Source organism: Mesorhizobium sp. M0410 (genome assembly GCF_040321435.1).
GTDB lineage: Bacteria > Pseudomonadota > Alphaproteobacteria > Rhizobiales > Rhizobiaceae > Mesorhizobium.
On record NZ_JAMYRN010000009.1, the window covers coordinates 17,937 to 43,454 of the forward strand.

At 62.4% G+C, this 25,518-nt stretch carries 28 protein-coding genes; 9 read left to right on the plus strand and 19 right to left on the minus strand.

Annotation, left to right across the window (positions count from 1 at the left end; translation table 11 throughout):
• Nucleotide 1 precedes the first annotated feature (1 nt).
• Nucleotides 2–358: a cupin domain-containing protein gene (locus NKI63_RS14895; protein WP_352822056.1), complete on the minus strand. Its 357-nt coding sequence runs from the start codon at nt 356–358 to the stop codon at nt 2–4.
• 280 nt (nt 359–638) lie between these two features.
• Between NKI63_RS14895 and petA the strand changes: the two genes are divergently transcribed.
• The 4 genes from petA to NKI63_RS14915 all read left to right on the plus strand — a co-directional run bounded on the left by petA (nt 639) and on the right by NKI63_RS14915 (nt 4,240).
• Nucleotides 639–1,199: a ubiquinol-cytochrome c reductase iron-sulfur subunit gene (petA, locus tag NKI63_RS14900; protein ID WP_352477980.1), complete on the plus strand. Its 561-nt coding sequence runs from the start codon at nt 639–641 to the stop codon at nt 1,197–1,199.
• A gap of 16 nt (nt 1,200–1,215) precedes the next feature.
• Nucleotides 1,216–2,517, plus strand: a complete 1,302-nt coding sequence (locus NKI63_RS14905; protein ID WP_352822059.1) for a cytochrome b — start codon at nt 1,216–1,218, stop codon at nt 2,515–2,517.
• A gap of 89 nt (nt 2,518–2,606) precedes the next feature.
• Nucleotides 2,607–3,479 (plus strand): cytochrome c1, encoded by an 873-nt coding sequence (locus NKI63_RS14910; protein WP_352822062.1) that lies wholly within the window; start codon nt 2,607–2,609, stop codon nt 3,477–3,479.
• 215 nt (nt 3,480–3,694) lie between these two features.
• Nucleotides 3,695–4,240, plus strand: coding sequence for an adenine phosphoribosyltransferase (locus NKI63_RS14915; RefSeq protein ID WP_254819181.1), 546 nt, complete (start codon nt 3,695–3,697; stop codon nt 4,238–4,240).
• 43 nt (nt 4,241–4,283) lie between these two features.
• Here the strand turns inward: NKI63_RS14915 and NKI63_RS14920 are convergent, their stop codons facing one another.
• The 8 genes from NKI63_RS14920 to NKI63_RS14955 form a co-directional block, all read right to left on the minus strand.
• Entirely contained in the window at nt 4,284–4,754 is a 471-nt protein-coding gene (locus NKI63_RS14920) for a MaoC family dehydratase (protein ID WP_352687887.1), read from the minus strand.
• Nucleotides 4,751–5,212, minus strand: a complete 462-nt coding sequence (locus NKI63_RS14925) for a MaoC family dehydratase (protein ID WP_352822065.1) — start codon at nt 5,210–5,212, stop codon at nt 4,751–4,753. Before NKI63_RS14925 ends, NKI63_RS14920 begins: the two co-directional genes overlap by 4 nt.
• A 132-nt stretch (nt 5,213–5,344) precedes the next feature.
• Entirely contained in the window at nt 5,345–6,319 is a 975-nt protein-coding gene (gene corA / locus NKI63_RS14930) for a magnesium/cobalt transporter CorA (RefSeq protein ID WP_352477971.1), read from the minus strand.
• Nucleotides 6,320–6,537: 218 nt separating this feature from the next.
• Nucleotides 6,538–7,641 carry a redox-regulated ATPase YchF gene (gene ychF / locus NKI63_RS14935; protein ID WP_352822068.1) on the minus strand — a complete coding sequence of 368 codons (1,104 nt, stop codon included), beginning with the start codon at nt 7,639–7,641 and terminating at the stop codon, nt 6,538–6,540.
• A 109-nt stretch (nt 7,642–7,750) separates the two neighbouring features.
• Nucleotides 7,751–8,476, minus strand: a complete 726-nt coding sequence (gene pth / locus NKI63_RS14940) for an aminoacyl-tRNA hydrolase (protein WP_352822071.1) — start codon at nt 8,474–8,476, stop codon at nt 7,751–7,753.
• 23 nt (nt 8,477–8,499) lie between these two features.
• Nucleotides 8,500–9,144, minus strand: a complete 645-nt coding sequence (locus tag NKI63_RS14945; RefSeq protein WP_352489001.1) for a 50S ribosomal protein L25/general stress protein Ctc — start codon at nt 9,142–9,144, stop codon at nt 8,500–8,502.
• Between the two features lie 385 nt (nt 9,145–9,529).
• Nucleotides 9,530–10,279: an SDR family oxidoreductase gene (locus NKI63_RS14950; protein WP_352822074.1), complete on the minus strand. Its 750-nt coding sequence runs from the start codon at nt 10,277–10,279 to the stop codon at nt 9,530–9,532.
• A 205-nt stretch (nt 10,280–10,484) separates the two neighbouring features.
• On the minus strand, nt 10,485–11,729 hold the full coding sequence (locus tag NKI63_RS14955) for an MFS transporter (protein WP_352822077.1): 1,245 nt from the start codon (nt 11,727–11,729) through the stop codon (nt 10,485–10,487).
• A 130-nt stretch (nt 11,730–11,859) separates the two neighbouring features.
• Here NKI63_RS14955 and NKI63_RS14960 point away from each other — a divergent pair, with 130 nt between their 5' ends.
• Nucleotides 11,860–12,726: an AraC family transcriptional regulator gene (locus NKI63_RS14960; RefSeq protein WP_352822079.1), complete on the plus strand. Its 867-nt coding sequence runs from the start codon at nt 11,860–11,862 to the stop codon at nt 12,724–12,726.
• 112 nt (nt 12,727–12,838) lie between these two features.
• On the opposite strand, the gene NKI63_RS14965 is transcribed toward NKI63_RS14960, so the two are convergent.
• From NKI63_RS14965 to lgt, 6 genes are all read right to left on the minus strand, one after another.
• On the minus strand, nt 12,839–13,774 hold the full coding sequence (locus NKI63_RS14965) for a ribose-phosphate pyrophosphokinase (RefSeq protein WP_254819191.1): 936 nt from the start codon (nt 13,772–13,774) through the stop codon (nt 12,839–12,841).
• 254 nt (nt 13,775–14,028) lie between these two features.
• Nucleotides 14,029–14,649, minus strand: coding sequence for a hypothetical protein (locus NKI63_RS14970; RefSeq protein ID WP_352508129.1), 621 nt, complete (start codon nt 14,647–14,649; stop codon nt 14,029–14,031).
• A 54-nt stretch (nt 14,650–14,703) separates the two neighbouring features.
• Nucleotides 14,704–15,855 carry a M24 family metallopeptidase gene (locus NKI63_RS14975; RefSeq protein WP_352508128.1) on the minus strand — a complete coding sequence of 384 codons (1,152 nt, stop codon included), beginning with the start codon at nt 15,853–15,855 and terminating at the stop codon, nt 14,704–14,706.
• The gene (gene pgeF / locus NKI63_RS14980) at nt 15,855–16,643 is read right to left on the minus strand and encodes a peptidoglycan editing factor PgeF (protein WP_352508127.1); all 789 of its coding nucleotides are present in this window, start codon (nt 16,641–16,643) and stop codon (nt 15,855–15,857) included. Before pgeF ends, NKI63_RS14975 begins: the two co-directional genes overlap by 1 nt.
• A gap of 139 nt (nt 16,644–16,782) precedes the next feature.
• Nucleotides 16,783–17,871 carry a class I SAM-dependent methyltransferase gene (locus NKI63_RS14985; protein WP_352508126.1) on the minus strand — a complete coding sequence of 363 codons (1,089 nt, stop codon included), beginning with the start codon at nt 17,869–17,871 and terminating at the stop codon, nt 16,783–16,785.
• The gene (gene lgt, locus NKI63_RS14990; protein WP_352508125.1) at nt 17,868–18,719 is read right to left on the minus strand and encodes a prolipoprotein diacylglyceryl transferase; all 852 of its coding nucleotides are present in this window, start codon (nt 18,717–18,719) and stop codon (nt 17,868–17,870) included. Before lgt ends, NKI63_RS14985 begins: the two co-directional genes overlap by 4 nt.
• A gap of 130 nt (nt 18,720–18,849) precedes the next feature.
• Here lgt and NKI63_RS14995 point away from each other — a divergent pair, with 130 nt between their 5' ends.
• The 3 genes from NKI63_RS14995 (at nt 18,850) to NKI63_RS15005 (ending at nt 20,350) form a co-directional block, all read left to right on the plus strand.
• Nucleotides 18,850–19,152 carry an accessory factor UbiK family protein gene (locus tag NKI63_RS14995; RefSeq protein WP_352508124.1) on the plus strand — a complete coding sequence of 101 codons (303 nt, stop codon included), beginning with the start codon at nt 18,850–18,852 and terminating at the stop codon, nt 19,150–19,152.
• A gap of 331 nt (nt 19,153–19,483) precedes the next feature.
• Entirely contained in the window at nt 19,484–19,984 is a 501-nt protein-coding gene (locus NKI63_RS15000) for a type III secretion system chaperone family protein (protein ID WP_352822085.1), read from the plus strand.
• Between the two features lie 6 nt (nt 19,985–19,990).
• The gene (locus NKI63_RS15005) at nt 19,991–20,350 is read left to right on the plus strand and encodes a tRNA-binding protein (RefSeq protein ID WP_352687875.1); all 360 of its coding nucleotides are present in this window, start codon (nt 19,991–19,993) and stop codon (nt 20,348–20,350) included.
• Nucleotides 20,351–20,362: 12 nt separating this feature from the next.
• On the opposite strand, the gene NKI63_RS15010 is transcribed toward NKI63_RS15005, so the two are convergent.
• The 4 genes from NKI63_RS15010 to NKI63_RS15025 form a co-directional block, all read right to left on the minus strand.
• The gene (locus NKI63_RS15010; RefSeq protein ID WP_352687873.1) at nt 20,363–21,385 is read right to left on the minus strand and encodes a glycosyltransferase family 4 protein; all 1,023 of its coding nucleotides are present in this window, start codon (nt 21,383–21,385) and stop codon (nt 20,363–20,365) included.
• Between the two features lie 205 nt (nt 21,386–21,590).
• On the minus strand, nt 21,591–23,006 hold the full coding sequence (locus NKI63_RS15015; RefSeq protein WP_352687871.1) for an ATP-binding protein: 1,416 nt from the start codon (nt 23,004–23,006) through the stop codon (nt 21,591–21,593).
• Between the two features lie 49 nt (nt 23,007–23,055).
• Nucleotides 23,056–23,775 (minus strand): response regulator, encoded by a 720-nt coding sequence (locus tag NKI63_RS15020; protein WP_023678415.1) that lies wholly within the window; start codon nt 23,773–23,775, stop codon nt 23,056–23,058.
• Nucleotides 23,762–24,289, minus strand: a complete 528-nt coding sequence (locus NKI63_RS15025) for a MarR family winged helix-turn-helix transcriptional regulator (RefSeq protein WP_023719182.1) — start codon at nt 24,287–24,289, stop codon at nt 23,762–23,764. Before NKI63_RS15025 ends, NKI63_RS15020 begins: the two co-directional genes overlap by 14 nt.
• A gap of 244 nt (nt 24,290–24,533) precedes the next feature.
• Between NKI63_RS15025 and NKI63_RS15030 the strand changes: the two genes are divergently transcribed.
• Nucleotides 24,534–25,427: a branched-chain amino acid aminotransferase gene (locus tag NKI63_RS15030; RefSeq protein ID WP_292661281.1), complete on the plus strand. Its 894-nt coding sequence runs from the start codon at nt 24,534–24,536 to the stop codon at nt 25,425–25,427.
• Nucleotides 25,428–25,518: the final 91 nt, after the last annotated feature.

A 25,518-nucleotide genomic window follows, 5' to 3' on the forward strand; every position in this document is an offset into this window, starting at 1 on the left:
GTTATTCCAGCCACTCGGTGATGAAGCTGCCGTTCTCGTGTATGTCGGTGGTTTCCAGCGGGCCTGGCCCGAGATTGGTGAATTTGTGCGGCGTGTTCGGCGGTACGACCAGGATCTGGCCGGCTGTGGCCTCGATCTGCCGGTCGCCGACGGTGAACAGACCGGTCCCGGTTCGGATGATGAAAATCTCGCAATAGGGATGGCTGTGCAGCCTCGGGCCGCCGCCGGTCTCCGGCAGGTAGTTAAAGATCAGGCAACTGTTGGAGCCGTAAGGCCCGCATTGCAACTCGCCTTGCCAGTGGTCGGGCAACTGGTCGGGCGCTTTGGCCCATTTGTCGCGGTCGATGACATGCGCCATGGGGCGAGGATAAACCGGGCGAGCGTCCGCTGTCGAGGTGAACGCAGCCGTTTGGTTTTGCTGCTGTTTTCCAATCGTTCAGCTGGGCAAACTATGTCCCCGCGACAATCTGCCCTTGTGCCTTCGCCCGTCTGGACAAAAACAGGCTTCACGCATAAACCCAAGTCCCAAATGCCGGAGGAATTCGCTAGCCTGTTCGCCATGCGCTGTCGGGCCGGCGCGATTGAGCGGGGAACAAGCTCGGCCGCCGGCACGGAAGAGGCGAAAGGATCAGGCACCCGTGAGCGCAACCGACACCCAGGATCCCAACCGTCGTGATTTTCTCTACGTCGCCACCGGCATGGCCGCGGTGGTCGGCGCGGGCGCCGTTGCTTGGCCGTTCATCGACCAGATGCGTCCGGATGCCTCGACGCTGGCGCTTGCCTCGGTCGAGGTCGACGTCTCGTCGCTGACGCCAGGAATGTCGCTCGTCGTGAAGTGGCGCGGCAAGCCGGTGGTCGTACGCAACCGCACCGAAAAAGAGATGAAGGACGCCGAGGCGGTCAATCTCGCCGAACTCAAGGACCCAATCGCCCGCAATGCCAACCTGCCGGCCGATGCGCCGGCAACCGACGCCAATCGAACCACGCCGGGCAAGGAAGCCTGGATGGTGATGGTCCAGGTCTGCACCCATCTCGGCTGCATCCCGCTCGGCCAGGAAGGCGATTTCGGCGGCTGGTTCTGCCCATGCCACGGTTCCGTATACGATACCGCCGGCCGCATCCGGAAGGGGCCGGCGCCGGAGAACATGGCGGTACCGGTGTTCCAATTCGTTTCTGACACCAAGATCCGTATCGGCTGAGGCAGGGGATATTTCCATGAGCGAGGGACACTCGACCTATACGCCCAAGTCCGGCATCGGACGCTGGTTCGATTCGCGCATGCCGCTGCCGCGGCTGGTCTATGACAGCTTCATCGCCTATCCGGTGCCGCGCAACCTGAACTATGCCTGGACCTTCGGCGGCATCCTTGCGCTTATGCTGGCGGCGCAGATCCTGACCGGTATCGTGCTGGCCATGCACTATGCAGCCGACAGCACTCTCGCCTTCGATTCAGTCGAGAAGATCATGCGCGACGTGAATTCGGGCTGGCTGCTGCGCTATCTCCATTCCAACGGCGCGTCGTTCTTCTTCGTCGCCGTCTACATCCATATTTTCCGTGGCCTCTACTACGGCTCCTACAAGGCGCCGCGTGAGCTGCTGTGGATCCTCGGCTGCATCATCTACCTGCTGATGATGGCGACCGGGTTCATGGGCTATGTGCTGCCCTGGGGCCAGATGAGCTTCTGGGGCGCCACCGTCATCACCGGCTTCTTCACCGCCATTCCGCTGGTCGGCGACTGGATCCAGCAGCTTCTCCTCGGTGGCTTCGCGGTCGACAATCCGACGCTGAACCGCTTCTTTGCGCTGCACTACCTTTTGCCGTTCATGATTGCCGGCGTCGTCGTGCTGCACATCTGGGCGCTTCACGTCGTCGGCCAGAACAATCCGACCGGCATCGAGGTCAAATCGAAGACCGACACGCTCGCCTTCACGCCTTACGCGACCATAAAGGACGGGTTCGGCATGATCGTGTTCCTGTTCGCCTTCGCCTATTTCGTGTTCTACCTGCCGAATTATCTCGGCCATCCCGACAATTACACCGTGGCCAACCCGCTGAAGACGCCGGCCCACATCGTGCCGGAATGGTACTTCCTGCCGTTCTACGCGATCCTGCGCGCCATCACCTTCAATATCGGGCCCATCAACTCCAAGCTCGGGGGCGTGCTCTGCATGTTCGGCGCGATTGTCATGCTGTTCCTGGTGCCGTGGCTCGACACCTCGAAGGTGCGCTCGGCAGTCTACCGGCCCTGGTACAAGCTGTTCTTCTGGCTGTTCGTGGCCGACGCCATCCTGCTCGGCTGGCTGGGCTCGCAGCCGGCCGAGGGCAGCTATGTATTCATGGCGCAGATGGCGACGCTGTTCTATTTCGCCTTCTTCCTGGTAGCGCTGCCGGTGCTCGGGCTGATCGAAAAGCCGCGGCGGCTGCCGAATTCGATTACCGAGGCGGTGCTCGAGAAGAACAAGGGCGGCGGCGGACATCCGGCCGGTGCCACGACCGCGCCGGAAACCAAGGGCTGAGCATGATCCCGAAAAGTGGAAACCGGTACTCGGACAAGGTCATGCTCGAGACGATGACAGCGCGTCAGAGAATCTCAAGGGGAATTGGCATGAAAAAGATTCTCTCCTCGCTGGCGCTGCTTGGCCTTGTGGCCGCGGGCATGGGTGCCGCAAGCACTGGAGCCAGCGCCCAGGAAGAGGCGCACAATGAGGCGGCGCCGACGCATTTCCCGATACACGAACCGAAGGAAATGGACTGGAGCTTCGCCGGGCCATTCGGCACCTACGACAAGGCCCAGCTGCAGCGCGGACTGAAGGTCTACAAGGAAGTCTGCTCGGCCTGCCATTCGATGAATTTGGTGGCGTTCCGTACGCTGGAAGGCCTTGGCTATTCGGATGCGCAGATCAAGACGCTGGCGGCCGAATATACGATCCATGACGGCCCGAACGATGCCGGCGACATGTTCGACCGTCCCGGCAAGCCGTCCGACCATTTCCCGGCGCCATTCGCCAATGTCGAAGCGGCGGCGGCGGCAAATGGCGGCGCAGCACCGCCCGACATGTCGCTGCTGGCCAAGGCGCGCGGCGTCGAGCGCGGCTTCCCGCGCTTCGTGTTCGACATCTTTACGCAATATGCGCAGGGCGGCCCCGACTACATCCACTCGCTGCTGACCGGCTACGACCAGCAGCCGCCGGCTGGCATGGTCATACCGGAAGGCACGCACTACAATCCGTACTTCCTGTCCGGCGTGTCGCTGAAGATGCCGAAGCCGCTCTCCGACGGCCAGGTTACCTATGATGACGGCGCGCCGCAGACGGTCGACCAGTATTCGCGCGACGTGTCGGCCTTTCTGATGTGGGCGGCCGAGCCGCACCTCGAGGACCGCAAGAAGACCGGCTTTCGCGTGCTGGTCTTCCTGCTGCTGTTCGGTGCGCTGGTCTACCTGACCAAGCGCAAGGTGTGGGCCGGCGTGGCGCACTGAGCCCTGCGATATACGAGAATGCGAGGGCGTCGAAAGGCGCCCTTTTCATTGCAGGCATGTCGATTGATCGTAGCCGACGCTGAGCAAGGCTCTTTGCCGGACAATTTTCCGTCAGGCATCACATGGCGGTAGCCGGACTTGGCGGCGCCGGGTTACGATTGGCCCATTCCTTTCACGCCTTTCAGCCGAATCTGAATAGCCCGGAGAGCCGCTCGATGAAATCCTCGCTCGAAGAGACGCTGCTTGCCGCGATCCGCACCATTCCGGATTATCCCAAGCCGGGCATCCTGTTTCGCGACATCACCACGCTGCTCGGCAATGCGCGGGCCTTCCGCCGCGCCATCGACGAACTGGTGCATCCCTATGCCGGCCTGAAGATCGACAAGATCGCCGGCATCGAGGCGCGCGGCTTCATCCTCGGCGGCGCCATCGCCCACCAGCTCTCGGCCGGCTTCGTGCCGATCCGTAAAAAAGGCAAGCTGCCTTACGAGACAGTGCGGGTCGCCTACAGCCTGGAATACGGGCTGGACGAGATGGAGATGCACAAGGACGGTGTTTCTCCAGGCGAGAAGGTAATCCTCGTCGACGATTTGATCGCCACCGGCGGCACGGCCGAGGCGGCCGTCAAGCTATTGCGGCAGATCGGCGCCGATATCCTCGCCGCCTGCTTCGTCATCGACCTGCCGGACCTTGGCGGCCGAGAGAGGTTAGAGGCGCTCGGCGTACCGGTGAGGACGCTGATCGGGTTTGAGGGGCATTGAGCGTTTCTTCCTTCTTTCCTGTGGGAGAGGGGAAGAACTCCGCTCACTCCACCTTCACCAGCACGGCACTTTCGAATTCGATGACCTTGTCGCCGGTCGAATCGAAGGCCTCCGAGCGGAGCGTCAGCAGCCGCCAGCCCGGTCGCGAGGCGATGGGGCGATGGGCCAGCGCGGTGCGGGTGAAAGTCACGGTTTCCCCGGCATAGACAGGTTTGGGCCATTTGAGATTCTTGAAGCCGGGCGAGGGACCGAATTCCGGCACCGGCCCGGGGCCGGGCCAGCGGGCGACCTCTGCCTCCATGCCAGCCTGGAGGTTCAATTTCATCCAGGTGGCGGCGGTGTGCCAGCCCGAGGCGCAGAGCCCGCCGAATATGCTGTTCCTCGCCGCCTCTTCGTCGACATGGAATATCTGCGGGTCGTATTTGCGGGCGAACGCCTTGATCGCCTCCGGTTCGAATCGATGTGAACCGAGCGTGACGGTGATACCGATGCAGAAGAATTCGTCGAGGCTCACGCACTGCCCTCGCGGGTGAGGAACATGACGGTGTTTTCGAGCTCGAAAACACCTTCGCCGCGCTGGTTGAACAACTCGCTGCGCATGGTCACCAGGCCAAGGCGGGGCTTCGATCTGGACAGTCGCTTGGCAAGGACGGTGGTGCTGCCGCTCAACAGGTCACCGGCCAGGACCGGCCGTTTCCATTTGACCTGGTCGACGCCTGGCGCGCCCTGGGAGGTCGAGTCGAGCAGGAAGGCATCGCACAGCATGCGCATGAACATGGCGCAGGTGTGCCAGCCCGAAGCCGCCAGCCCGCCGAGGATGCTGGCCTTGCCCGCGGCCTCGTCGAGATGCATCAGCTGGGCATCGAACTCGTCGGCGAATTCTATGATTTCGGCGGCGCTTACCAGCTTGGTGCCGAGGTCGAGCGAAGCGCCCTCGACAAAATCCTCATAAGCCCAGGTCTTTGTGGTCATGGTCTGGAAATCCTGTTCAGGATTGTACAATCGCTACGCGTCGGCTCCCGGATGCAGGCAGGGCGGCATTTGGTCAAGCAATTTCTGGTGCGCCAGCCTGCTGTGCCCAAGCCGTAGCGCGCATTGACGACCCTATAGCCAGCCGCGACGGCGGAAATACCAGAAGGGCAGGATTGCCGAAAGCACCATCATGCCGATGGCGAAGGGATAGCCAAAGTGCCATTTGAGCTCAGGGATGATGTCGAAATTCATGCCGTAGATTGAAGCGACAAGCGTCGGCGGCAGGAAGATGACAGCGGCGACGGAGAAGATCTTGATGATGGCGTTCTGCTCGATCGAGATCATGCCCAGCGTCGCGTCGAGCAGGAAGCTGATCTTCTGCGACAGGAAGGTGGCGTGGTCGGCAAGCGACAGCACGTCGCGCGACAACGTTTTGATGCGGGCGCGGGTATCCTTGCTCATCTTGGTCTGAGTGGAGGCATGGGCGAGGAAGCCGGCAAGGCGCTGCAGCGAGATCAGGCTGTCGCGGACTGAGGAGGCGAGGTCCTCCTTGCGGCCAATGCCTTTCAACAGTTCCTGGAAGTCACGGTTGCGCTTGGAAACCTTGGTCGAGCGTGCCTCGAAGATGTCGCGCGAGATCGCCTCGACGTCGCGGCCGGCGCGCTCCAGAATGTCGGCGAGGCGGTCGACGATCGCCTCCAGCAGGCCAATCAGGATGGTGTCGCCGCTGGTGCAGCCGGTCGCCACCTTCTCGGCCCGCAGCGGAAAGGTCTTGAACGCCTTCGGCTCGTGGTAACGCACGGTGATCAGCCTACTGCCGGCGAGCACGAAGGTGACCGGCGACATCAAGGGATCATCCAGTTCGGTCTGAGCCGGCAGAATGGCGGTCATGAAGTAGGCGCCGTCCTCGACGTAGAGACGGCTCGAGATCTCGATCTCCTCCATCTCTTCCCGGGTCGGAACGGCAATGCCGAGCCAGGTCTCGATCGTGGTCTCTTCTTCCTTTGTCGGGCTGAGAAGGTCGACCCAGACGACAGCATCGCTGTTTTGCAGGAGATCGTCGACAAGGCGCAGGCGATCATTGTCGACGACGAAGGCCTTGATCATCGCCGGTCTCCCTTGCTGTTGCTAAAGAGGGTTTCGTTCGGAAGGGGCGCGTCACTCAGATCGCACTGACATGGCCATGTGAGGCTCGAGACCAGCGCAGAGGCCCCTTAGACCGGGCGTGACGTGCCGTCAAGCAGCGGCAAGACGCCGCCGCGATGCCTGTTATGACGTTGTGACCGAGCAACAGCCATTGTGGAGGCCGGGCGGGTCTCGCCGGGTCAGGTGTTGAATTTGAACAGCATGATGTCGCCGTCCTGGACGACATACTCCTTGCCTTCGTCGCGCGCCTTGCCGGCCTCCTTGGCCGCTACTTCGCCGCCCAGCCTGACGAAGTCGTCATAGGCGATGGTCTGGGCGCGGATGAAGCCGCGCTCGAAATCGGTGTGGATGACGCCTGCCGCTTGCGGCGCCTTGGCACCCTTGTGCACGGTCCAGGCGCGCGTCTCCTTGGGGCCGACGGTGAAATAGGTGATGAGCTGCAAAAGCTCGTAGCCGGCGCGGATCACCTTGTTCAGGCCGGGTTCGTCCAGGCCGAGCGTTGCCAGGAATTCCATTTCCTCTTCGTCCGAGAGCTGGGCGACTTCGGCCTCGATCGCCGCTGAGATCACGACAGTGCGGGCACCTTGCGCGGCGGCCATCTTCTCGACCGCCCTGGTATGCGCGTTGCCGGTGGCGGCGTCGGCTTCCGCGACGTTGCAGACGTAAAGCACCGGGTGTGAGGTCAAGAGATTCAGCCCCTGCAGGATGCGCAGATCCTCACCCGAGATGCCGTTGAGCAGGATGCGGGCGGGCTTGCCGGCCTGCAGCAGTTCGAGCGCCGCTTCCATCATCGGAAGTACGGTCGCTGCTTCCTTGTCCTTGCCGGCGGCACGCTTGCGGATCTGCACGATGCGGCGCTCGAGGCTGTCGAGATCGGCAAGCATCAATTCGGTCTCGACGGTCTCGGCATCGGCGACAGGATCGATGCGGCCCTCGACATGGGTAATGTCGTCATCCTCGAAGCAGCGCAACACATGGACGATGGCGTCGACCTCACGGATGTTGGCGAGGAATTGGTTGCCAAGCCCTTCGCCTTTCGAGGCGCCACGCACCAGGCCGGCAATGTCGACGAACGAGATGCGGGTCGGGATGATCTCCTTCGACTTGCCGATCGCGGCGATCTTCTGCAGGCGCGGGTCGGGCACCGCCACCTCGCCGGTGTTCGGTTCGATGGTGCAGAACGGATAATTGGCGGCCTGTGCCGCCGCCGTTCTGGTCAACGCATTGAAGAGCGTCGACTTGCCGACATTGGGCAAGCCAACGATGCCGCATTTGAAACCCATTTTTGTCTGGTCCTATCGGGAAATCGAATTTGATCAGGGCTATGGGCGAAAGCGCCGATGATCGTCAAGCCCTGAGCACTCATGCCCGCGGCGCTGACGGCGCCATGGCTCAGTCCTTGCCGCCAAAAAGCTTCTTCAGCATGGCCGCCATCGGGCCGGTTTCGGGCAGCTTGGCCGCCGGCTGCTGCGGCCGCGCCTGGCGGACGTGGCTTTGTGCCTTTGGCGCCTTGGGCGGCGGGCGGTCGTCGTCGCCCGTCGGCGTGAGCTTGTCGCGCAAGGCCAGCGTCACGCGGTTCATGAAGGAATTGTCGTCGCCCTCGGCAAGCAATCCGGCACCGTCGGCGATTGCGTCGAGCAGCACGTCCAGCCATTCGCGGTCGGCCTTGGCGAAATCGCCGAGCACATGGCCATGCACCATTTCCTTGACGCCGGGGTGGCCGACGCCGATGCGCACACGGCGAAAATCCTTGCCGACGTGCTGGTCGAGCGAGCGGATACCGTTGTGGCCGCCGGAACCGCCACCGACCTTGACACGCACCTTGCCGGCAGCAAGGTCGATCTCGTCATAAAAGACAGTCAGCGCCGAAGGGCCGAGCTTATAGAAGCGCAAGGCTTCGCCGACCGACTGGCCGGACAGGTTCATGAAGGTCTGCGGCTTGATCAGGATCACCTTTTCGCCGGCAAGCATGCCTTCGGCGATCAGACCCTGGAATTTCTTCGACCAGGGCGAAAAAGAATGGCGGCGGGCAATCGCGTCCGCCGCCATGAAGCCGACATTGTGCCGGTTGTTGGCGTATTTCGCGCCCGGATTGCCGAGGCCTGTAAAGACAAGCATCGTCGCCTCCGGGCGGGAAGGGGTTACTTCTCTTCGGCGGCAGGAGCCGCTTCGGGCGCAGCCGCTTCAGTCGTCTCTTCCGCTGCCTCCGGCTTCATCGCCGAGGAGCCGGCAATGGTCGCGATGGTGAAGTCGCGGTCGGAGATCACCGGCTTGACGCCGGCCGGCAAGGTGACGGCCGAAATGTGGATGGAATCGCCGATATCGGTGCCGGTGAGATCGATGGTGATGAAATCCGGGATCGCATTGGCCGGGCAATGGAACTCGACCTCGTGGCGCACGATGTTGAGCACGCCGCCGCGCTTGATGCCGGGCGACTTGTCTTCATTGATGAAGTGCACGGGCACGTCGACATTGACTTCGGTGTCCTTGCCGATGCGCAGGAAATCGACGTGGACCGGAAAATCCTTGACCGGGTCGAGCTGAAAATCCTTGGGCAAAACCTGGATCTTGTTGCCGTCGACATCGATCGTGGCGACCGTGGTCAGAAACCCGCCGCCATGGATCTTGTAATAGATGTCCTTATAGGTCAGCGCAATCGCCAGGGGAGGCTGCTTGTCGCCGTAAATCACTGCAGGCACTTTACCGTTGCGGCGAACTGCACGGGCGGACCCCTTACCGACCTGTTCGCGCGCTTCGGCCTTGAGCTCGTAAGTATCGTGGCTCATGGCATTTCCTTTCGCGTTGTTCTGGAGCGTTCGCGGCCAGCGTGGCTGGGCCGTAAACGTCGAAAGCCGCCGGGCCTGCATATCCGAAAGCGGCAGCCGCATAAGCAAGCGGACCTTTGTTCGGGATCACAAGGGAAGGCAGCCTTCCGCCGCGTTGCCTCCAAGGGTGTCTACGCGGGTGGCGGCTCTATAGCCGAAGGCGGGAAAGGGTGCAAGTCATGGCAGGCAAGGTCATGGCAGGCAGGTCTACAAGGGTTTCCCATGGCATGGCGATCACCCATGCCGGTGTCATCAGCGCCGACCTGCTGGCCTTCTTCAGGCCTTTAAGAACGTGACAAAAAACTGCCTTCTGGCGAGTGTCTTTTTTTGTCACGTCGTGCCGATGTCAGGCGATGCTCAAGCCGCCATCGATCAGCATTTCCGCTCCGACCATGAACGGGCATTCGTCCGAAGCAAGAAAAACCACTGCATTGGCAATTTCCTCGGCGGTTCCGAAACGACGGGCAGGCACCAGGCCGACCACAGCTTTCGCGCGCGCCTTCGCCGCTTCGGGGGCCAGCCCAAGTTTGTCGTTTAGCGGCGTGTCGATCGGACCCGGGCTGATCACATTGGCGCGAATACCCCGTTCTATCAGTTCGCCCGAGAGCGTCCGGGCGAGCGAAATCATGCCGGCCTTGGCCAGCGCATAGACGTGCGTTCCAGCCATTCCCATATGTGCGTTGACCGAGCCGCTGAGGATGATCGACGACGGGTTCGAAAACAGCGGAACGAGCGCCTTGACCAGGAAGTAGGGCCCCTTGAGGTCGACATCGATGCTCCTGTTAAACGCGGCCTCGGTCCAGTCGCCAAGCGGGCGCAGGTCGGCGATACCGGCATTGAGGAAGAGAATGTCGAGCTTGCCGAAGGTTTCCTCGATCCGCCGCGCTATGTCGTTCTGGGCAGCGGCATCTCCGGCGTCAGCGGCAATGACAAGTACGTCACTGCCGAGGGTGGTGCGCGCCTCCTCGAGACGGCTCGCATTGGTTCCGGTGATAGCGACGCGCGCACCTTCCTCGATGAAACGTTGTGCCGTCACTAGGCCGATGCCGCTGGTGCCGCCGGTAATCAATGCGGCCTTGCCTTTTAGTCTGGACATAAGCGAATTGCCTTTCCTGGCGCGGAGCGCTGCGCAGCATCAGGGGTAAGCCCGATATGTTCAACTTGGAAGCGTTGCTGACCACAATTTTGCCTTCAGGGGTGACCCTCTCTAATAGGCTTTTCACCCGGCGTATGGTGAAAGAATCATCAAGGGCGCGGCAACTGCCACGCCCTCCTATCAATTCCGAAAGATGAACTGACGTTTAGCTGGCCGCCGCCTCCAGCTTCGTCGCTGCCTTCATGTTAGGCAGGAGGACCGTCAGTAGCCCGAGCAGCGGCAAATACGAGCAGACCTGGAAGACGAAATCGATGCCTTTCAGGTCGGCGACGACGCCAAGCACGGCGGCGGCGATGCCGCCCATGCCGAAGGCGAAGCCGAAGAAGATGCCGGCGATCATGCCGACGCGGCCGGGCACCAGTTCCTGGGCGAAGACGACGATGTTCGAGAAGGCCGAGGACAGGATCAGGCCGATCAGCACGGTGAGAACCATCGTCCACTCGAAATTGGCGTAGGGCAGGGCCAGCGTGAAGGGCAGCACGCCGACGATCGAGAACCAGATCATCGCCTTCTGCCCGTAGCGGTCGCCGAACGGGCCGCCGAGCAGGATGCCCAGGGCAGAGGCGCCGAGGAACAGGAACAGCATGACTTGCGACATCTGCACCGAAACACCGAACTTATGAATGGAATAGAAGGTGTAGTAGCTGGCAAGGCTGGAAATATAGGCGTTCTTGGTCAGTACCAGCAGCGTCAGCACCAGCAGCGCTCCCATCACCTTGCGGCGCGGGAAGGGCGAGACGAAGCTTGCCGCCTTGCGGGCGCCCTGCGCGGCACGCAGCCGGCTGTACCAGCCGCCGACCTGCCACAGCACGATGATGCCGATCAGCGAGCCGCCGGCGAACCAGGCGATGCTGGTCTGGCCGAAGGGCACGACGATGAAGGCTGCCAGCAGCGGCCCCATAGCCTGGCCGAAATTGCCGCCGACCTGGAACAGCGACTGCGCAAGACCGAACCGGCCGCCGGAGGCGAAGCGGGCGATGCGCGAGGATTCCGGATGGAAGATCGCCGAGCCGATACCGATCAGCGAGGCGCCGATGAGGAGCAGGAAATAGTGTCCGGCGTAGGCCAGCACGACCAGTCCGATCAACGAGGAGGCCATGCCGTAGGGCAGCGAATAAGGCATCGGCCGCTTGTCGGTGATCGTGCCGATCACCGGCTGCAGCAAGGATGCCGTCACCTGGAAAGTGAAAGTCAAGAGGCCGATCTGCCAGAAATCGAGACCGTAATTGGCCTTCAGCAGCGGATAGATCGCCGACAGCAGCGACTGCATGATGTCGTTGATGCAATGACAGAAGCTCACCGCCAGGATGACGGTGAAGGCCGTCGCCTGAGCTGAGATGTGGCCGGCCGCTGCCGGCTCGCCCTCGGCGATTGCTGTGGTATCTGTCAAGGCATGCTCCGTGGTCTTTTTGGCGGGCACTTCCGCACGCGGTCTTATGGGGCCGCCTGCCTTATACGTCGCTTGTCACGCGACTTCTTTCGTGGTTTGGTCCAATAGTTTCGCAAGTGGGCCATAGCTGATGCCGCATGGCAAGGAAATGTTCAAGGCGGGCGACGCTGATCTCGGGCTGCTGCATGAGCGTCGCTGGCAATGGCTGGAGCAGGCCGTAGGGCCGGCAGTGGCGCTGCCGACCGAATATCCGGACGGCTACCATGTGCCACGGCACCATCACAGCCGCAGCCAGTTGCTGCACGCGCTGGTCGGGGTCGTGCTGGTAACGACGCGGCATGGGCGCTGGATGGTGCCTCCGGACCACGCGATGTGGATCCCCGCCGGCACCGAACATTCCGTCGAGATGCTGGGCGACGTCAGCATGCGGTCCGTCTATGTGATGCCGGAGGCCATTCCCGGCCTACCGGACGGGTTGCGTGTCGTGGGCATCACCGACCTGATGCACAGCCTGATCGTGGAATCGGAAAAGCTGCCGCAGGGCGCCGAGCTGGAGGGCCGGGGCGGACTGATCATGAAGCTCCTGCTGCACGAAATCCCGAACCTGCCGGAACGGCCGCTCGGCCTGCCGTTCCCGTCCGATGCAAGGCTGGCGACGCTGTGCCGGCGCTTCGTCTCGGCACCGTCACCGCATGCGACGATCGACCAATGGGCCGCTATCGTTGGCATGAGTCGCCGCTCTTTCACCCGCGCGTTCCACCGCCAGACGGGATTGTCGCTGTCGACCTGGCGTCAGCAGGCCTGCCTGTTCGCGGCGCTGCCACGGCTGGCCGACGGCGAGCCGATCACAAGGGTGGCGCTCGATCTCGGCTATGACAGCGTGCCGGCGTTCATCACCATGTTCAAGCGCATGCTGGGAGCCTCGCCACGCGGTTACATGCGCGGCGCCCGTGATCCTGGCGAAGGTGCGGCGAACAAGCGGTCCGGCTCGGCCTGAGTCGCAGCCCTGAAGGCGTCGCGTTCGACCCGCCTCATGCGATGCGCTTTAGGTTCTTGTTTTTATGCATGTCGTTATCGGAAAACCGCTGCACAGTTTTGCGCGACACGCATTAATCGAACAGGCTCGACACCGATTCCTCGGTCGCCGTGCGTGAGATCGCCTCGCCCATCAGTTCGGCGATGGAGATGACGCGGATATTGGCGGCGTCGAGCACTGCCTGGGTCGGCTGGATGGAATCGGTGATGACCAGTTCCTGCAGTTTCGAGGCGCCGATGCGGGCGATGGCGCCGCCGGACAAAACGCCATGAGTAGTATAAGCGGTGACGCTGGTGGCGCCGTCGGCAAGCAGCGCATCGGCTGCATTGCACAGTGTTCCGCCCGAATCGATGATGTCGTCGATCAACAGGCAATCCTTGCCGCGCACGTCACCGATGACGTTCATGACTTCCGATTCGCCGGGGCGCTCGCGGCGCTTGTCGACGATGGCGAGCTGGGCATCGATGCGCTTGGCGAGGGCGCGGGCGCGGACCACGCCGCCGACATCCGGCGAAACCACCATGACATTGGCAAGCTGCTTGTATTTCGCCTTTACATCGCGGGCCATGACCGGCACGGAAAACAGATTGTCGGTCGGGATGTCGAAGAAGCCTTGAATCTGGCCGGCATGGAGATCCAGGGTCAGCACCCTGTCGACGCCCGCCCTCGTGATCATGTTGGCGACCAGTTTGGCCGAGATGGGTGTGCGGCCCGAGGCGCGGCGATCCTGCCTGGCATAGCCGAAATAAGGAATAACCGCAGTGATGCGCTTGGCCGAAGAGCGCATGAAGGCGTCGATCATGATGAGCAGTTCCATCAGATGATCGTTGGTCGGGAACGAGGTGGACTGCAGGATGAAGACGTCCTCGCCGCGCACATTCTCCTGGATCTCGACGAAGATTTCCTGGTCGGCGAAGCGCCTGACGCTGGCCTTGCCCAGCGGAATGTTGAGGTAGCGGGCGACTGATTCGGCCAGCACCCTGTTGGAATTGCCCGCGAAGAGCTTCATGCACCGTTCCTGGCGAAGGATTGAGAGACTCCGATAGCACTCCAGCCTCTTAGTCGGGCTTTTAGCGGCCCGCGCCGGTATTGCAAGCGTCGTGAATGGGAATCCGCCGGCTAATCTCAATAAACGCTTACGGCTTGACGATGCGGCGATAGGTCCACTGCGATGCCGACGGAATCGGGGATAGCTCTATCTTTCAGTCTGAGCATGGTCTTTTCCGAAAACCGGATTCCACTTTTCGGAAATCATGCTCCAGGTCAGCCGGCGCCGCCGCCAAGCCAGGTGGCGAACTGGTCGATTGTCTGGTCGGCAATTGCCTGCATGGTCGCCGGCGCCACCGCCGCCCAGCCTTCACCGCCGCCGACGGAGGGTGCCTTCTGCTGGCCATTGATGCGATGCAGCCGGTTGCCGGCCGGGTCATAGATGTCCCAGACGTAGATGACGGTGGTGTCCTTGCCTTCCGTCATGGTCGAGAAATAGCCCTTGAGCACATGCGTTGGGGTCTGGTCGGTGCTGCCGGCCAAGGTGATGCCGCGCTGCCTGGCGCGTGTCTGAAGCTCGGCGGTCAGCGGTGTCGCGGCTTCTACCGAGGCGCCGACGATCGGCGCCACCTGCAGCCGGGTCCGCGCAATGGCAGCCGCGCTTTTGGCGGGCGGCACGGCTACTGCAGCCGAAGGCTGCGCTGTATCTGCAGTTTGCGCGGTGCCGGCAGGCCGAGCCGGAGTTGCGGGGGGCGTTGCGGCACTTCCGGCTCCGGAGAGCGATTGCGTCGATTGCGGGGCAATGGCCGACGGTTCGAGAACGTCCTTCGCATTGGTGCAGGCCGCCAGCGCCAGCGCCACGAGCAATGACACGGTCGTCACATGCGATCGTCTCATTAGCCTGAAAACTCCTTGGCGATGAACGCCCCTCACACTCTTTGCATTATGGATTCACTGCACGATCAAGTCGAGATCATGGCGGGACAGCGGCTTCGGCTGGGATTCGGTCGTCAGATAGGTGCGGCCAAGCGTCATCGCGGTTTCGGTTTCGGAGTCCATGATGATCATATGGGCGAACAGCGTCATGTTCGGCGCAATCGGTTCGGGATTACCCTGATAGAACATCGGCATATCCATCCAGGACGGGGTGAAGCGGGCGCCGAGCGAATAGCCGCAGGCATTAAGCCGGTGCTTGGTCAAATTGTGGACTTCGAGGGTGCGGGCATGGGCGTCGAACACGTCGCCGAACGTATTACCGGGCGTCATCGCCTTCTCGACTGCAAGTAGCGCGGCGCGGGCGGCATCGAACAATTCCTGGTGGCGTTTCGATACCTTGCCGGTCAACACCGTGCGCATCATTGCCGCATGGTAGTGGTGGAAGACACCGGCCCATTCGAGCGTCAGCTGGTCGTTCTTGGTGAGCTTGCGGCGGCCGGCTTTGTAGCGGCAAAGCAGGGCGTCGACGCCGGAGCCGATGATGAACTCGTTGGCCGGATAATCGCCGCCGCCGGCAAAGATGGCACCTTGCATGGCGGCGAGGATCAGCGCCTCATCGCCGCCCTGCTTGATCAGCGGCAGTGCTGCGTCCAGCGCGTCGTCGGCCAGATTTGCGGCTTTTTCCGCCTTGGCGATTTCTGCCGGGCTCTTGAACAGCCGTAGCCGGCTGACAATGCCGGAGGCATCCGCGATCTGCCCGAAGGTCTGCAACTGCTCGTCGAGGCGCCGGCCATTATAGGCGGTCAGGCCGTGGGTGTCGTATTCGACGCCGATGCGGGCACCGAGCAGGTCGAGTTCGTTGAGCAGGTTGCGCAGGTCTACCGCCGGATTGGCGCCGTTGCGGTCCGTCCACAAAACGATGTTGTCGATGATCGAGGTGTGGCGCGCCTGGCGCAAGTCGGCCGAACGCGTCAGCAGCACCATCGAGCCGTCGGCCTTGACCACCAGGCACTGGAAAAAGCAGAAGCCGAAGGTATCGTAGCCGGTTAGCCAATACATGCTTTCCTGGGCAAACAGCAGGACGGCGTCGAGCTTCTTTTCGGCGATCTCGATCATCAGTCGATCGCGCCGCGCGTCGAATTCCGAGCGTTCGAAATGCAGCGCCATCAGTCAGCCTCCAAAACGATTGCCGAAACCTGCCGCCCGTAGTCGGGCTCGTTGCGATGCGTGCTGCGCCGATAGGAGTAGAAAAGCTCTTCCTCGGCATAGGTGCAGCGGCCAAGTCCTTCGGCGTTGACGCCAGCCTTGGTCAGCCGGTCAACCGTGTAGCGGTTGAGATCGAACATCGCGTGTCCGGCATTTGCGGAGGGCGCGAAATAGCGAGCATTGCAGGCATCGGCGTCGACGAAACGGGCGACGAATTCCGGTCCGACTTCGTAATTCCGTGTGCCGATCGAAGGACCGAGCACTGCGACGATGCAGTCGCGCCGGGCGCCGAGGCTTTCCATTGCCGCGATGGTGTTTTCCAGCACTCCGGTGAAAGCGCCTTTCCAGCCGGCATGGGCGGCGCCGATAATGCGCGCCTCGGCGTCGGCGAAGAGGACCGGTCCGCAGTCGGCGGTCGAGGCACCGACGGCAATGCCCGGCCGGTCGGTGACAATGGCGTCGGCCTTGGGCCGCTCGCCGGCAAAAGGCTCCCTGGCAATGACGACGTCCGGCGAATGAACCTGGTGAGCGGTCAGCAGATGGTTTGCGGGCACGCCCATCCATTCGGCGACCCGGCGGCGATTTTCGCGCACCAGCGTCTGGTCATCGTTCGAACCGGCCCCGATGTTGAGGCCCCGGTAGATGCCGCTGGAAATGCCGCCGACTCGCGTGAAGTAGCCGTGGCGGATGCCTTGCGCCGTTTCCAGCAAGGGCGACCGAACGGGATCCGGTTTGGTCTGATTCAGCATGGCGGCTTTGTTGTCCGTATGGGCGATTTCGTCAAGCGAGTTGAAGGGGCGCAGTTGAAGGCTGGGCGGTTGAAGGCTGGCGAAGTTGATGTCGGGCGCTAGTCGGAGACGGGAGAGTGAAAGAGGCGGCAGCGAAAAGTCAATCCGTGCTTGGAAACGGCGGAACGGCAATGCCGGCAGGGAGGACGGCAAGCACCTTGAAGAGTTCGCCCATGGCCTGCGGGCCGGCGAGGCGCTCGACGTCGGCCGCGATCTTTTCGCGAGCTGCCTCATCGGCGTTGGCGCCGAGCCGGCCAGCCCGTTCGAGAAGCCCCATCTTGAGCAGGAATTCACCTTGCGTTGAGAGGTGGGCATCGAGGCCGTGTGCCCGAACGGTTGCCGCGAGGGGAGCGAAATCGACATGGGCTGTGAGATCGGCCTGCCCCGGATTGGCCAGCACGTCCTCATGACCGTGCTTGCGCAAGGCCTGCAAGGTGTCGCCGATCCCGGGCTGGAGATGACCGTAGTCGAGAAACAGGCCGGCTCCGCCAAATCCGGCAAGTCGCCCGGCGATGGCCGCCATCAGGGCGGCGCGGGCTGGCGCCACCTCGACGATGGCACCTTGCGTCGCATTCTCGGCACCCTCCGGCAGCAGCATCGGGTCAAGCGAGCCGGCGCCGACGAAAAAGCGCAGCCGGTTCGCGTCGTCGAGACCGATCATCCGTTCGCTCCAGCCGGCTCCAGCGCGGACGAACTGGCGGATGGGCACGGCGTCAAACAGCTCGTTACCAACAATCAGAAGCGGCCCCTGCGGCAGCGTGTCGACGGCCTCATGCCAGGCGATGGTGGCCGACGTCCCGGCAAGCGTCCGTTTCTGGACCTCGGTCAACCGCGGACTGGCCTCGATCAAGGCGAACGATGCGCTGGCGGTAAGCGTCGGATCGAGCCGCGAAAGCGTGCGCAGCATATCTCTCATCAGCGTGCCGCGGCCGGGGCCGATTTCGGCGATGGCGACCGGCGTCGGCCGGTCGATCGCCAGCCACGCCTGGTAGAGCCAGATGGCGACCAGCTCGCCAAACATCTGGCTGATCTCCGGCGCGGTGACGAAGTCGCCGGCGGCGCCAAACGGCTCGCGTGTCGTATAATAGCCGTCCTGCGGATCGAACAGGCAGAGCGCCATGTATTCGCTGATGGGGATCGGTCCTACCGCACCGATCAGCTCGGCGATGCGGGTCTTCAGCCGCGTCATGCCGGCTGCGGTTTTGTCACCGGCTTGGCTGTAGCCATCGCCCAGATGCCGGCCAGCACCATCGGCAGTGACAGCACCATTCCCATGGTCAGCCAGCTCGTGCCAAGGAGGTAGCCAAGCTGCTGGTCGGGCTCGCGGAAGAATTCGACGAAGATGCGCGAGGCGCCATAGCCGGCGATGAAGGCGCCGCCGACGAAGCGCGGCGTCTTCAGCTTGAGCCTGGAATGGGTGAGGAAGCGCAGGACCAGGAACAGCACCAAGCCTTCGAGCAGCGCCTCATAGATCTGGCTCGGATGGCGTGCAAATGGGCCGCCATTGGGGAATTCGAATGCCCATGGCACGTCGGTCGGCCGGCCCCATAGTTCGGAATTGATGAAGTTTGCCAGGCGAACGAGGCCAAGCCCTACCGGCACGCCGGCGGCAACCACGTCGAACAGCGACCATGTGCGGATGCCGCGAGACCAGGAAAACAGCGTCATGGCGAGAATGACGCCGAGTAGGCCGCCATGAAACGACATGCCGCCCTGCCAGACGGCGACGATATCGAGCGGATTGGCAATGTAGCGCGGCAGGTCGTAGAACAGCACGTAGCCGGTGCGTCCGCCGAGCACCACACCGATGGCTGCCCAGACGATGAAGTCGTCGAGGTCGATGGGCTTCATCGGCAGGATGCCGTCGGGCCAAAGTTTGGGGTTGGTGACGAGGCGTTTGGCATACCACCAGGCGAACAGAATGCCGACGATATAGCCGACGCCGTACCAATGCACCGCCAGTGGTCCGATCCGGACGATGACCGGGTCGATGTTGGGAAAGGGCAGGGCGGCCAGCGGCAGCAAATATTCGCTCAACAGGGTCTCCGGGTTCCAATCAGGTTCGGGCGCGGACCATGCGGCAGGCTTTTGGCGCGGTCAAGGCAAGCATATGCTTGCATTCCGAATGGTGCGCCACTACGTCAATTCAACCAAGCGAGGATTTGCCATGGCGACTGGACCGAACCGCATTCTCGATGAATTCGCCAAGCTGATGACCGATGCAGCCGGTGCCGCGCAGGGCGTGCGGCGCGAGGTGGAGACCGCCTTCAGGGGCCAGGCCGAGCGCATACTCAACTCCATGGACGTGGTGCAGCGCGAGGAATTCGACGCTGCTCGCGACATGGCGGCGAAGGCCAGGGAAGAAAACATCCGGCTCGCCGCTCGCATCGAGGCGCTCGAGGCCAGGCTTGCCGAATTGACCGGTCAAGCAGCGCCTGTGGCTGCGGCAAAGCCGCGTGCAAAAAAATAATCAGAAATAAATCGTTAAACTTTTCCACAAAGCCGGATCGTAAAAAGCGCTTTGTCGTGAATCGCTTACCGGTACTGCGTGAATCTTTGTGACATCGCCTTTCCACATGCGAATGACGCAGTGCGAAAAATTTGGCTGGTCACGCGACTCCCGATCAATAGACTGAATTTGTTGCATGATTCGGAGCAGGGTCATGCGCCGGGCGGTGGGGTCCGGTCCGGGGTCTTTGCGTTGACGAAGTCCTGGCCGTCCGAGTTCTAGGCAGAATTGTTCGAGTGTGCCTCTCCCGCGGAGCGTGTGGTGGCGCTCCCAGAACGACAGGAAGCATTTCATGGAACTTCTCGAACTCGAATTCTCCCGCGAAATCCATCCGGTGGATGTTATCGAGCAGGTGGCGCACAACAACGACTGGTCCTTCGAACGGGCCGGCGACGACGAGATCTCGATTTCGGTTGCCGGGAGCTGGACCGACTACCACGTTTCATTCTCCTGGATGGAGGACTACGAGGCGCTGCACCTGGCCTGCGCCTTCGACATCAAAGTCCCGGAGACGCGCGCGCTCGAGGTGATGCGGCTGCTTTCGCTGATCAACGAGCAGATGCTGTTTGGCCATTTCGATCTCTGGGAGCAGGAAGGCGCCATCATGTTCCGCCAGTCGCTGCTGCTGGCCGGTGGGGTCGAGCCGTCAAGCCAGCAGGTCGAGGTGCTGCTGTCGTCGGCGCTGGAAGCCTGCGAATGCTATTTCCAGGCGTTCCAGTTCGTCGTCTGGTCGGGGACTTCGGCCAAGGATGCGTTGGCCGGCGTGCTGTTCGAAACCTACGGAAACGCCTGACCGTCGATGAGTTCGAGCAACAGGCGAAAACCCGAGATCAGCTTTGCCGATTTCGACCGTATCGACATCCGCGCCGGCACGATCGTAGAGGCCGAGCCTTTTCCCGAGGCGCGCAAGCCGGCGATCAAGTTGAAAATCGATTTTGGTCCCGTGATCGGGGTGAAGAAATCCTCGGCCCAGATCACAAAATACTATACGCCCGAAACCCTGATCGGCCGGCAGGTGTTCGCTGTAGTCAATTTCCCGCCGCGCCAGATCGGGCCATTCATGTCGGAAGTGCTGACGCTAGGCTTTCCCGATGAAGAGGGCGCCGTCGTGCTTGGCGCGATCGAGCGCAAGGTGCCGGACGGAGGCAGGTTGTTCTAGCTGCGCTGTTGCTCACGCAGCCAGTTTACGCGTGGTGCCCAGCGCCTCTTCAACCGTTTTCATGAACATTTCCGCGCAGGCCTTCCAGCTGTAGCGCATCGCGCGTTGCCGCGCCTCGGCGCGGTCGACGTGAAGGGCGGCGAGCGCTGCTTGCCGCAGGTCGTCCGATACCGCGCCGCCGATGCCGTCTCCGATGATGTCGATCGGTCCGGTGACGGGATAGGCTGCGACCGGCGTGCCACTGGCCAGCGCCTCGATGATGACGTTGCCGAATGTGTCGGTGCGGCTGGGGAAGACGAAGGCATCGGCCGAGGCGTAGATCTCGGCCAGCTCGTCATTCGGACGATGGCCGAGGAAATGGGTATCGGGATATCTGGCCTTCAGCTTCGCCAATTCCGGCCCTTCGCCTACGACCACCTTGCTGCCCGGCAGGTCGAGGTCGAGAAAGGCCGGCAGGTTCTTTTCGATCGCGACGCGGCCGACGCAGAGGAAGATCGGTCCGGGAAATCCCAGGTCCTTTCTTTTATCCGGCCGAAAATGATCGGTGTCGACGCCGCGCGTCCACGGCCGGAGCTTGGTGAAGCCGCGCGCCGCAAGATCGTCGGCAAGCGACTGGGTGGCGACCAGCGTGCCCTGTCCTGAATTATGGAAATCGCGCAGCCAGCGATAGGCCCATGCTTCAGGCACCGGCAGGCGTGCGCTCAGATATTCCGGAAAACGTGTGTGATAGCTGGTCGTGAACGGGCGGCCGGCGTTGCGGCAGTAGCGCCGGGCCATAATGCCGAGCGGTCCTTCGGTGACGATATGAACGTGGTCCACCTTGCGCGCCTCGATCAGCCGCGCCACGCGGTGCGGCGTCGTCAGCGCCAGCCTGATATCGGGATAGGTCGGCAGAGGCAGGGTGCGAAAGATGTTGGGTGTCAGGAAATCCGTCTCGACATCGAAGGATTTCAGGGTCTCCGAGAGGCGCTCCAGCGTGTGGACGACACCGTTGACTTGCGGGCGCCAGGCGTCGGTGACCATCAGGATGCGCATGGCGGTCCCTTGGCGGAGAGCTTGATTGCCTTGCCGCGATGCCTGAGCGGCGACCACGCCGCAGCTCTGGCGTCGCACCGGCGCACCCGGGCAGGCGCGGGGTCGAAATGAGGCCGCAGGGCCGAATCAATCAGGATCGCGCGCTTCATTGGCGCTCTTCACCATGGTTTCATGACGGGCGAATGAAGGCCGGGTCTCGCTGCCGTCAAGCCGGAACCTTGATCACCGCCCGCAAGCCGCCGAGCGGGCTGCGTTCGAGGACGATGTCGCCGCCATGGCTGCGGGCAATGTCGCGTGCGATGGAGAGGCCAAGGCCGGTGCCGCTGGCGTCGAGGTTGCGGGCCTCGTCGAGCCGCACGAACGGCTTGAATACATCCTCCCGCTTTTCGGGCGGAATGCCCGGACCGTCATCGTCGATGGTGACGAGCAGCGAACCGCGTCCATGATTGGCGTTGATCTCCACCGTCTTGGCATAGCGGAATGCATTGCCGACGACATTGGAGAGCAGCCGGGCAAAGGCATTGGGGCGCACGTGGACGTGCGGATCGCCGGCAAGCACGGTCGACAGCTTGCGCTTGCGCAGCACGGCTTCCTCGCGAAGCTTTTCGAAGAAGGCTTCGAGGTCGAACCGGCCGGCGTCTTCCGATGCTTCGCCGCGTGCAAAGGCAAGGTAACCTTCCAGCATCGACTGCATGTCGTCGATGTCCTGGTCGAGTGCCTGGGTGTCGGCCGCCTTGGTCCCGGCCAGCGCCAATTGCAGCTTGAAGCGGGTGAGGATGGTCCTCAGATCGTGGCTGACGCCGCTCAGCATGGCGGTGCGCTGCTCGAGCTGGCGTTCGATGCGTTCGCGCATCTGGATGAAGGCAAAGCCGGCGCGGCGGACTTCCTCGGCGCCGCGCGGGCGAAAATCGCGCGGCATCGGCCGGCCTTTGCCAAAGCTCTCGGCCGCCTCGGCCAGCGTCAGAATCGGCCGGATCTGGTTGCGCAGGAAGGGAATGGCGATCATCAGCAGCACCAGTGAGGTGCCGACCATCCAGATCAGGAAAATATGGGTGTTCGATGCATAGGCCTGGCTGCGGCGCACGAAGACGCGCAGCACCTTGTTCTCAAGCTGGACGCGGACCTCGACGATATTGGAATTGCCGACCGTATCGATCCAGAACGGACGGTTGATCTGGCGGGTGATCTCGGACGAAAGGATCTCGTCGAGGATCGAGAAGAACGGCTTTGGTCCGGGTGGCGGCAGCGGGTCGGGGGGGAGGAGGTCGACCTTCAGCTGCATGCGATCCTGGGCGATGCGGATGATGTTCGCGTAGTCGGCGTCATGCGGATAGGTCTCTATCAGGTCGATGATGGCGGCGATGTCGCGCACCGTGGCCTGTGACAGGCGTTGCGTCACGGTCTGCCAATGGCGCTCCATGAAGACAAAGGCGACGACCGACTGCAGCATGATCATTGGCGCTATGACGATGATCAGCGAGCGGGCATAGAGCCGCTTCGGCATGTAAAGCGACACCAGGCGCCAGAAACGGTTCCAGGCGCGCGGCACGGCCTTCAGCGCCCGCGTCGCGCGGGCGCTGAAGCCGCCATCTCCCGGCCGTTCGAGGTGCGTGGTCGCCATTCGTCTTTTCGCTCACCGGGACACGGCAAGGTCCGCTGTCGGCGGCATTCTATTCCACGCTGAGCCGATACCCAATACCGCGCACGGTCTGCAGCCAGACCGGATTGGACGGATCGCGTTCGATCTTGCGGCGCAGCCGGTTGATCTGGACGTCGATCGTGCGCTCGCCGACCTCGGATTCGTCGCCGACAAGCTCATGCCGCGGTATCGTCTCGCCGGCACGGGCAGCGAAGATCGCCAGGATTTCCTGCTCGCGGTCGGTCAGCTTGAGCGCCTCTCCGCCGCGCTTCAGCTCACGCCTGGCGATCTGGAACGTATAGGGACCGAAGACCAGCTGTTCGACCTTGGGCGTCGTCGCGGGGCCGCCGCGGCGCAGGATATTGTTGATACGCAGGATCAGCTCACGCGGGTCGAACGGTTTAGGCAGATAGTCGTCGGCGCCGGCCTCGAGCCCGGTGATCCGGCTGTCGGTTTCGGACAGTGCGGTGAGCATCAGGATCGGTACGTTTTTCTCCGCCCGCAGCGCCTTGGTGAGATCGACGCCGCTTTCACCCGGCATCATGACGTCGAGCACGATCAGATCGAAGTCGAGGCCGGCGAGCTTGCGCCGCGCCTCGCCGGAATTTCCGGCGACGGTGACGCGAAAACCGTTTTCGGTCAGATACTGTTTCAGAAGATTGCGGATTCGGGTGTCGTCGTCGACCACCAGCAGATGCGGCGCGTCGTCTTCCGGTGCTGTCGGATGATCAACCCTCTCAATGGTCTCCATGGCTTTTCCCTGACATCTTTGCGGGCACAATGTCGATCTGCGCCCTTAGTTCCGGATTGACCATCGCTTCAAGGAACCGTTCGATAACGGCGCGTTCGGTGGCTCCGGAATCTTCCAATGCAGCATGGATGCGGCGCGACTGTGGCCGCGCCAGCGCCAGCGCCAGCGCACGGCCCTTGGCCGTCGGATAAAGCTCGCGCTGGCGGCGGTCGCGGGGGCCCTGCAATTGCACGATATGGTCGGTGTCAATCAGTTGCTTGAGCACGCGCGCCAGGCTCTGCTTGGTGATCTTGAGCACGTCGAGGAGCTCGGCGACCGTCAGGCCGGGCCGGCGATTGACGAAATGCAACACCCGATGATGGGCGCGGCCAAAACCGTAATCGGCCAGGATCTGGTCCGGATCGGAGGTAAAGTCGCGATAGGCGAAGAAGAACAACTCGATGATGGCGAAATCGATGCCGTCCTCGTCGGTGATCGCCGTCCTGATCGGCTCTGCGGCTGCGTGGCTCGTCATCTTTTCTCCGTGTGAAGCAGGAAATTATGTCAGCACTATTGACGTATTTTCCGCGCGATGGTAATTTTTGGCAAGCTTTTCGGCGGATTGCGAACGAAAAGGCAAGCGAAGCCGTTATTTCCGGAACTTCCTGAGTTTGCCAGCCCTTAAATATCCGCCTACGCTTTGAGACAATGGCCGCCCGCAGCGGCCGAGGCGAAACACGCAACGACACTGTGCGGGCTGCCGCCCGCGGGAGGTTACCATGGCATCCGTTCCCTTCGACCAACTGGACGGCTTTATCTGGATGAACGGCGAATTCGTCAAATGGGCCGACGCCAAGATCCACGTCTTGACCCACGGGCTGCACTACGCCAGCGCGGTATTCGAGGGCGAGCGCGCTTATGGGGGCGAAATTTTCAAGCTGACCGACCACACCGAACGCCTGCATGAATCGGCGCGCCTGCTTGGCTTCAAGATACCCTACTCGGTCGCCGAGATCGACGACGCCTGCCGCACGCTGTTGAAGAAGCAAGGTTTCCAGGACGCCTATGTCCGGCCGATCGCGTGGCGCGGCAGCGAACAGATGGGCGTTTCCGCACAGAACAGTCGGATCAACTGCGCCATCGCCATCTGGCAGTGGCCGAGCTATTTCGACCCGGCGCAGAAGCTCAAGGGCATCCGCCTCGACATGGCCGAATGGCGCCGCCCCGACCCGCGCACCGCACCGTCGAAATCGAAGGCGGCCGGCCTCTATATGATCTGCACCATGTCCAAGCATGCCGCCGAGGCCAAGGGCTATGCCGACGCTATGATGCTCGACTGGCGGGGCCAGGTTGCGGAAGCGACAGGCGCCAACATCTTCTTCGTCAAGGACGGCAAGATCCATACGCCCAAGCCCGATTGCTTCCTCGACGGCATCACCCGCCGCACGGTCATCGGCCTTGCCAAGGACCGCGGTTTGGAGGTGATCGAGCGCGCCATCATGCCGGAAGAGCTTGAAGGCTTCCAGCAGTGCTTCCTCACCGGGACGGCAGCCGAGGTGACGCCGGTTTCGGAGATCGGTCCATACCGATTCGAGGTCGGCGAAATCGCCAAGACGCTGATGAATGACTATTCTGCGGCCGTTCAGCCCAAGCACGCAATCGCTGCAGAATAACGAAAGTCACAGCTTTTTTAACTAGTAAGGGCGGTTTTCGGGCCGCCCTTTTTATTTAAGCGCTTCTGCATTTGACTTTCACACAATTCGG

What these genes read in the sequence shown, in the direction of transcription:
- NKI63_RS14985 (WP_352508126.1), bottom strand. Translation starts at nt 17,871, where the DNA reads ATGACGCGGCTGAAGACCCGCATCGCCGAGCTGATCGGTGCGGTAGGA.
- NKI63_RS14910 (WP_352822062.1), top strand. Translation starts at nt 2,607, where the DNA reads ATGAAAAAGATTCTCTCCTCGCTGGCGCTGCTTGGCCTTGTGGCCGCG.
- NKI63_RS15015 (WP_352687871.1), bottom strand. Translation starts at nt 23,006, where the DNA reads ATGGCGACCACGCACCTCGAACGGCCGGGAGATGGCGGCTTCAGCGCC.
- NKI63_RS14970 (WP_352508129.1), bottom strand. Translation starts at nt 14,649, where the DNA reads ATGAGACGATCGCATGTGACGACCGTGTCATTGCTCGTGGCGCTGGCG.
- NKI63_RS14965 (WP_254819191.1), bottom strand. Translation starts at nt 13,774, where the DNA reads ATGAAGCTCTTCGCGGGCAATTCCAACAGGGTGCTGGCCGAATCAGTC.
- NKI63_RS14945 (WP_352489001.1), bottom strand. Translation starts at nt 9,144, where the DNA reads ATGAGCCACGATACTTACGAGCTCAAGGCCGAAGCGCGCGAACAGGTC.
- NKI63_RS14950 (WP_352822074.1), bottom strand. Translation starts at nt 10,279, where the DNA reads ATGTCCAGACTAAAAGGCAAGGCCGCATTGATTACCGGCGGCACCAGC.
- NKI63_RS14975 (WP_352508128.1), bottom strand. Translation starts at nt 15,855, where the DNA reads ATGGCGCTGCATTTCGAACGCTCGGAATTCGACGCGCGGCGCGATCGA.
- NKI63_RS14925 (WP_352822065.1), bottom strand. Translation starts at nt 5,212, where the DNA reads ATGACCACAAAGACCTGGGCTTATGAGGATTTTGTCGAGGGCGCTTCG.
- NKI63_RS15010 (WP_352687873.1), bottom strand. Translation starts at nt 21,385, where the DNA reads ATGCGCATCCTGATGGTCACCGACGCCTGGCGCCCGCAAGTCAACGGT.
- NKI63_RS14905 (WP_352822059.1), top strand. Translation starts at nt 1,216, where the DNA reads ATGAGCGAGGGACACTCGACCTATACGCCCAAGTCCGGCATCGGACGC.
- NKI63_RS14995 (WP_352508124.1), top strand. Translation starts at nt 18,850, where the DNA reads ATGGCGACTGGACCGAACCGCATTCTCGATGAATTCGCCAAGCTGATG.
- NKI63_RS14895 (WP_352822056.1), bottom strand. Translation starts at nt 358, where the DNA reads ATGGCGCATGTCATCGACCGCGACAAATGGGCCAAAGCGCCCGACCAG.
- NKI63_RS15020 (WP_023678415.1), bottom strand. Translation starts at nt 23,775, where the DNA reads ATGGAGACCATTGAGAGGGTTGATCATCCGACAGCACCGGAAGACGAC.
- NKI63_RS15000 (WP_352822085.1), top strand. Translation starts at nt 19,484, where the DNA reads ATGGAACTTCTCGAACTCGAATTCTCCCGCGAAATCCATCCGGTGGAT.
- ychF (WP_352822068.1), bottom strand. Translation starts at nt 7,641, where the DNA reads ATGGGTTTCAAATGCGGCATCGTTGGCTTGCCCAATGTCGGCAAGTCG.
- NKI63_RS14915 (WP_254819181.1), top strand. Translation starts at nt 3,695, where the DNA reads ATGAAATCCTCGCTCGAAGAGACGCTGCTTGCCGCGATCCGCACCATT.
- corA (WP_352477971.1), bottom strand. Translation starts at nt 6,319, where the DNA reads ATGATCAAGGCCTTCGTCGTCGACAATGATCGCCTGCGCCTTGTCGAC.
- NKI63_RS15030 (WP_292661281.1), top strand. Translation starts at nt 24,534, where the DNA reads ATGGCATCCGTTCCCTTCGACCAACTGGACGGCTTTATCTGGATGAAC.
- pgeF (WP_352508127.1), bottom strand. Translation starts at nt 16,643, where the DNA reads ATGCTGAATCAGACCAAACCGGATCCCGTTCGGTCGCCCTTGCTGGAA.
- pth (WP_352822071.1), bottom strand. Translation starts at nt 8,476, where the DNA reads ATGCTTGTCTTTACAGGCCTCGGCAATCCGGGCGCGAAATACGCCAAC.
- NKI63_RS14960 (WP_352822079.1), top strand. Translation starts at nt 11,860, where the DNA reads ATGCCGCATGGCAAGGAAATGTTCAAGGCGGGCGACGCTGATCTCGGG.
- NKI63_RS15005 (WP_352687875.1), top strand. Translation starts at nt 19,991, where the DNA reads ATGAGTTCGAGCAACAGGCGAAAACCCGAGATCAGCTTTGCCGATTTC.
- NKI63_RS15025 (WP_023719182.1), bottom strand. Translation starts at nt 24,289, where the DNA reads ATGACGAGCCACGCAGCCGCAGAGCCGATCAGGACGGCGATCACCGAC.